This is a genomic window from Thermococcus sp. (assembly GCF_027066465.1).
Classification (GTDB): Archaea; Methanobacteriota_B; Thermococci; order Thermococcales; family Thermococcaceae; genus Thermococcus.
Window position 1 is genome coordinate 1 of sequence record NZ_JAMONU010000182.1, and the last position, 6,054, is coordinate 6,054.

Annotated in this window: 8 protein-coding genes; 6 read left to right on the forward strand and 2 right to left on the reverse strand. The window is 51.2% G+C overall.

What is annotated here, in order from left to right; all coding sequences use genetic code 11:
* The 5 genes from MVK46_RS09025 to rsmA form a co-directional block, all read left to right on the forward strand.
* Positions 1-580, forward strand: a 580-nt coding sequence (locus tag MVK46_RS09025; RefSeq protein WP_297536347.1) for a tRNA pseudouridine(54/55) synthase Pus10, incomplete at its 5' end; no start/stop codon positions are given.
* A 140-nt stretch (positions 581-720) separates the two neighbouring features.
* The gene (locus MVK46_RS09030) at positions 721-1,017 is read left to right on the forward strand and encodes a 50S ribosomal protein L21e (protein ID WP_297536353.1); all 297 of its coding nucleotides are present in this window, start codon (positions 721-723) and stop codon (positions 1,015-1,017) included.
* Positions 1,018-1,019: 2 nt separating this feature from the next.
* On the forward strand, positions 1,020-1,388 hold the full coding sequence (locus MVK46_RS09035) for an RNA polymerase Rpb4 family protein (protein WP_297536354.1): 369 nt from the start codon (positions 1,020-1,022) through the stop codon (positions 1,386-1,388).
* Positions 1,389-1,454: 66 nt separating this feature from the next.
* On the forward strand, positions 1,455-2,075 hold the full coding sequence (locus MVK46_RS09040; protein WP_297536348.1) for a DUF655 domain-containing protein: 621 nt from the start codon (positions 1,455-1,457) through the stop codon (positions 2,073-2,075).
* Positions 2,072-2,905 (forward strand): 16S rRNA (adenine(1518)-N(6)/adenine(1519)-N(6))-dimethyltransferase RsmA, encoded by an 834-nt coding sequence (gene rsmA, locus MVK46_RS09045; RefSeq protein ID WP_297536349.1) that lies wholly within the window; start codon positions 2,072-2,074, stop codon positions 2,903-2,905. The genes MVK46_RS09040 and rsmA overlap by 4 nt, the downstream gene beginning before the upstream one ends.
* Here the strand turns inward: rsmA and MVK46_RS09050 are convergent.
* Entirely contained in the window at positions 2,883-3,410 is a 528-nt protein-coding gene (locus MVK46_RS09050; RefSeq protein WP_297536350.1) for a hypothetical protein, read from the reverse strand. The two genes, rsmA and MVK46_RS09050, sit on opposite strands and share 23 nt — an antisense overlap.
* A 58-nt stretch (positions 3,411-3,468) precedes the next feature.
* On the opposite strand from MVK46_RS09050, the gene MVK46_RS09055 reads away from it, so the two are divergent.
* The gene (locus MVK46_RS09055) at positions 3,469-5,214 is read left to right on the forward strand and encodes a radical SAM protein (RefSeq protein WP_297536351.1); all 1,746 of its coding nucleotides are present in this window, start codon (positions 3,469-3,471) and stop codon (positions 5,212-5,214) included.
* Here the strand turns inward: MVK46_RS09055 and MVK46_RS09060 are convergent.
* Positions 5,204-5,992, reverse strand: a complete 789-nt coding sequence (locus MVK46_RS09060; RefSeq protein ID WP_297536352.1) for a hypothetical protein — start codon at positions 5,990-5,992, stop codon at positions 5,204-5,206. The two genes, MVK46_RS09055 and MVK46_RS09060, sit on opposite strands and share 11 nt — an antisense overlap.
* Positions 5,993-6,054: the final 62 nt, after the last annotated feature.

Sequence of the window (6,054 nt, forward strand, 5' to 3'; positions counted from 1 at the left end):
TTTTGAAGGTAAATGCATCTTCAAAGGCGCAGGAAGGGAGGACGTTGACGTCAGAATGCTCGGCAACGGAAGACCCTTCATAGTTGAGATTAAGAGCCCGAAGAGGAGAAGGGTTGACCTCGAGAAAATAGCGGAAGAGATAAACGCGAGCGGAAAGGTGGAGGTTCTTAATCTTCACTTCGTCTCGGCGAAGGAAGCCGAGGAGGTTCTAACGAAGAATCACCGGAAGGAATACCTCGCACTCGTTTTTGTGGAGGATGGCGTAACACCAGAGGAAGCTGAGGAAGTTGCGAGGAAGCTTAGGGGGCTTGAGATACACCAGAGAACCCCCTGGCGCGTCAGGAAGGCAAGGGCAGATAAGGTGAGGGTGAGGAAGGTTCACGAGGCTGAGGCAAGGTGGATTGATGAAAAGCACTTTGAGCTTCGCCTCGTCACCGACGGTGGGCTCTACATCAAGGAGCTGGTTTCAGGCGACAGGGGGAGAACTAAGCCGAGCGTCAGCGATTTGCTTGGGAAGAAGGCCTGGTGCGAGAGGCTCGACGTGCTGAACATTCTCAATGGGTGGGTGAAAGATTTATAAATGCTACCCGAAAGGTTTTAGTGATTCCCAGGGGGTTAGTCCTAAGTCTAAACGGAGCGAAAAGCGTCCCCCTTGAAAAATCCCGTGTCGTAAATCCGAGTTTGCCCGTTGGGGCCCGTAAAAGTTGAGAGGTGGTGGAAATGGTTCAGAAGGCGCACAGCTTTAGGAGGAAAACCAGGGGTAAGCTCAGCAAGAAGCCGAGAAAGAGGGGTCTCCCTCCCCTCACCAGGTTCCTTCAGGAGTTTGAGGTTGGGCAGAGGGTTCACATCGTCATAGAGCCGAGCTACCACAAGGGCATGCCCGACCCGAGGTTCCACGGAAGGACCGGAACAGTCGTCGGCAAGCGCGGCGATGCATACATAGTCCAAGTGCAGGATGGGGGAAAGGTCAAGACATTCTTCATTCATCCCGTCCACCTCAGACCGCAGAAGGGATGAGCATGATAGGAAGGAAAAAGCTCGGGGAGAACTTCCTCACGCTGGCCGAGGCCAAAGAACTCCTCGAGCTGAGGAGAGAAGAGGGTCTTACAGAAAACCCAGAGGAGCCCATATTCTATGAAGCGAGGATAAGCCTGGAGCATGCCGAAAAGTTCGCCAAACTTAGTCCCGAGAAGGCGAGGGAGCTTAAGGAGAAGCTTATGGACCTCTTTGAGTGGATTGACGAGAGGATAGCGGCAAAGCTCGCTGATATACTCCCGGATGACTACCTAGACATAAGGGTTGTGTTTGCCAAAGAGGCTCACATGCCGACCCCCGAGGAGGCCGAGGAGATAATAAAGCTTGTTGATGAGTACCGGCCCCTCGACTGATTCTTACTTTTTTGGCGTGAGGAAAGTATAAAAACTCGGAAGAGAATAGGTTCTGGGGGAGAGAAGATGGACAGGTACCGGAGGCACTCTTACCGTGAAAGCATTGAGAAGAAGAGACGAAACTCTGAGTACGAGGAGTATGCTTATGTGCTTGACTACCTCCCGGAGGGATACCTCGACATCAACAGTGGGCGAAGAACTGGAAAACCCGTCGCTCAGGTTATAGGTGAAAAAGCATTCACCCTTCTTGAGGTCACTCCAAAGGGAGACCTCATGCTCTACGAAAGGGTGTTCATTGGAAAGGGCAACAGGGATAAAATCCTCTTAATAAACAAGAAAATCTCATATGACGAGCTCACGGACACCGCAAAAGCTGAGCTCCCCTATGTCATCGAGGAGATTGTAAAGAACAACGAAGAGCGGTTTATAAAGTTCTTCAACGTGGCCCCCCCGATAACAAACAGGCTTCACAGCCTTGAGCTCCTCCCAGGAATCGGTAAGAAGCACATGTGGGAAATTATCGAGGAGAGACAGAGGGAACCGTTTAAGAGCTTTGAGGACCTCCGAAAAAGGGTAAAAGGACTTCCCGACCCGATTAAGATGATAGCAAAGAGGATAGTAGATGAGCTCCAGGATAAGGACCGCTACAAGCTGTTCGTGGGTCACAGGAGGATTTTCAGGGAATGAAAGAGAGGTTTTTTTCCATCATTTACAAATACGGTCTCAGACCCAACAGGAATCTTGGCCAGAACTTCTTGATAGTGCATGACATAATAGAGAGAAACGTTGAACGGGCCGAGATAACGGAGAAAGACACCGTTCTTGAAATTGGACCCGGTCTTGGCGTTTTAACGGATGAACTAAGCAGAAGAGCTGGTAGGGTTTACGCTATTGAAAGGGACAGGAGAATAGTTGAGATACTGAAGAGGGAGTACAGCTGGCCAAACGTCGAGATAATTGAGGGTGATGCACTCAGGGTTAAATGGCCAGAATTCAACAAGATGGTCTCCAATCTCCCCTACCAGATATCCTCACCCATCACTTTCAAACTCTTAAACCAGGAGTTTGAAAGAGCCGTTCTGATTTACCAGCTTGAATTCGCTCAGAGGATGGTGGCAAAACCAGGTGATAGAAACTATTCGCGTCTGTCCATGATGGTTCAGGCGAAGGCCAACGCAGAGCTTGTTGAAAGGATTGGTAGGGGTGCCTTCTGGCCGAGACCTAAGGTTGATTCCGCCGTTGTAGTCGTTGAACCTAAGCCGAAACACGAGCGCTTGGAACTCGACGAAAACCTTGTTAAGGCGCTCTTCCAGCACAGGAGAAGCACCGTTGCTTCCGCCCTCAAAAAGTCAGCACATATGCTCGGGATTGATAAGGGGAAGCTTAGGGAGTTGAAGGACGTTCTGAACTCCATTCCATACTCAAATAAGAGGGTTTTCCAGCTCGGCCCAGCTGAAGTCAAGGAGATTGAAGAGCGATTGAAGAAAGAGGGAATTATAAAGGCTCTCCTCCCATGAGCTCACGGTAGAGCTCCCTTAGAAGCTCCCTGTTCGCATTTTCAATGGCTCTTACACTGTTTATGACGTGTTTAACTTCAGTACCACCTCTAAGGGAGTGCTCAAGTCTTGTCAAAAGTCTCTCAGATAGACCCTCGAGCTGAAGAAGGTATTCTACTATCTCGCTGACATTACCTGAGTGAACAAGCTTCCAGAGCCTTTCTTTCAAAATCTCTGGACCAGGAGCATCAATCTTAGGAGGATTAGGTGACCCTCCCGGGAAGAGCTCACGAAAAAGCTTGACGTATTCCTCTGCCCGCGCAAGGGAGTTTTCATAGAGATGCTTGAAGAGTTTCGGAACTCTCTGATCCCACGTTATCTCACCGCTTATCTCATAAAGCTCGTAGTAGAGCTCAGCTCTTTTAAGCTCTTGAGCGATAAGATGGGAGAGAATGTCCTCTGGACCAAGCTTTACCAACTTTTTGAGAACCTTATCAGCCCAGTCTGGAACTGTCGGCCCTTCCATAACTACCCCCACAATTATAGGCCGATTGGTTTTTAAAATCCATCGCGTACGGCCGGACATGCGGATAGTACTGATAGACGGCTACACCGACGAGCCTGCCGGCCTCGGAGTTCCACCATACCTTGGGATTTACCCCAGATACGCTTACGGAGCTATAAAGAAGGCTCAAAAGGATGCTCAGGTGTTCTACCTGACTATTGACGACCTGCGCGCGACGTTCCTCGGGGAGCGTGGGATAGAGACGAGGAACAAGACTCCAAACTTTCCAAAAACCAAAGAGATTCTGGAGAAGGCCGATTTGGTGGTTTACATTGGCGGTCTGCATACACCCGGGAAGTACCTCTCCGCCGTTCCGGGGAGCGTGGAGGAAGTTGCGCGATTCATAAGGGACATAAAAGCTACCAAAATCCTCGGAGGGCCGGCCTTCATGGGTTCCGCCTCTAGAGGGGGCGTTAAAATAACAAGCCGGGAACTTCAGCTGGCCGAGAGCGTGTTTGATTACGTTGTCTATGGCGACCTTGAGGCCTTCCTCTTCGATTACCTGACCAGCCCAAAGGACGCCGACCCCTTCAGGTTCAGGGATTATAACGAATTACGTGATTATGCAATTATTGGGGCAGAGGTCGTGAAGCAGTTTCCTGATTATCCCGACTTCGTTATCATCGAGATTGAAACCCAGCGGGGCTGTCCAAAGGCGATGGGCATAGGGGGCTGTTCCTTCTGCACCGAACCAGTACGATATAGAACCGTTGAGGACAGGCCTGTTGAAGATGTTGTCGCTGAAGTGGAAGCCCTTTACAACCTCGGCGTGAGGCACTTCCGCGTTGGAAGACAGAGCTGTATATTCTCCTACATGGCAAAGCCGAACGGACGCGTCCCGGTCCCCAATCCCGACGCAATAGAGAGGCTCTTCGCCGGAATCCGCTCGGTTGCGCCGGACGTTAAAACGCTCCACGTGGACAACGCCAATCCGGCTGTTATAGCCAACTACCCGGAGGAGAGCGTTAGGATTGCGAAGGCGCTCATAAAGTACGGGACGCCGGGCAACGTAGTCGCCTTTGGCCTTGAGAGCGCAGACCCAAAGGTTGCCAAGCTGAACAACCTGAACGCAACGGCAGAGGAGACATACGAAGCCGTGAAGATTCTCAACGAGGTTGGAGCTAAAAGGGGCTACAACGGAATGCCCTGGCTTTTACCTGGGATAAACATAATCTTCGGCCTGCCGGGCGAGACGAAGAAGAGTTATGAGATAACCTTCCAGTTCCTCAAGAGGCTCCTCGATGACGGGCTGATGGTGAGGAGGATAAACATAAGGCAGGTGGTGGTTTTCCCGGGAACACCCCTCTGGCACATGAGGAGCAAGGTCAAGACGGAAAAGCACAGGCGGCTGATTCAGCACTACCGGCACAAGATAAGGCACGAGATTGACCTGCCGATGCTCAAGAGGGTCGTTCCCGTTGGAACGGTGCTGAGGGACGTAAGAACTGAGGTCTTTGACAGCGGCCTGACCTACGGAAGGCAGATAGGGAGCTATCCCCTCATTGTGGGGATTCCCAAGGAGGTTCCCCTCAACCGCTTCTACAACGTCCTCATAGTGAACCACGGCTTCAGGAGCATAACAGGAATTCCTGTCCCGGTAAACGTGAACCGCGAGAGTCCAAAGGTTCTGCAACTTATTCCTGGAATCGGAAAGAAGACCGCAGCCAGAATCCTCGCGAAGAGACCGTTCAAGAGCGAGGAAGAGTTTTTCAGAGTTGTGGGGGAGGATAAAAGGGAAATCCTCGAGGGAAAAATCACCCTGTAACGTTGACCAGCTTCGTCTGGTTCCCCTGCGGCCACTTAAAGCCTATGACGTTCTCTATGAGAACTATCTCCGCCCTCAAAGTTGCGTCGGTCTTGCCCTCGATAACGAGGAGTCCCTTTCTCGGGGCGTAGACGCAGTTGCACTTCGCGCCCTCTGCCGGGCCGATTAACAGGACAGCGAGGTTCTTCTGATTTCCAAGCGAACCTCTGCCAATGGAGAGCTTCGTCCAGAAGCTCAGGTAGGTTATGTCGTGCCTCAGCTGGGTCTGTTCGTAGGCGTACTGCTTGGCGCTCACGTTGTCGTAGCCCATTGACTTGGCCTTTAGGTAGTAGTTTATTGAAAACAGGTTTGCAACGAGCGCAGAAATCTCGCTGACCGCGACAGTCCTCATGTCGCAGTTGCCAAGGTACGCCGTGGGGTTCGTTTTGCACTCTTGAACAGAGGGGGAGCCTATAACGATAGTAAAGCGGTCGTAGAAGCTCCTGAGGGTTATGTTCAGGTCAACCTCGGGGCTTCCAGTTATGTAACTCTTGAGGGTCACGTTGTACGCTTTTGAAGCCGGGGGAAGCTTTCCGCCATTTGAGATAAACTGAGAGTACTTGCTCGCGCTGAGGACGTAGAATTCACCGTTGGAGTATATAATGACGTAGTGAGAAACACCCTTGGGGGTTCCGGGGTTGAGAACCTTCTCAAATCCCTGGTATGCGTAGACCACGTAGCCGATAGGGGCCGCGATTAGGATAATGACTACAATGAGAGCTATTAGCTTCCTGTTCACTCCAAAAACCTCCCAAGAAAAGGATTAATTCAAAAGAAAGGGAAGGAGGTTCACTCCTTCGC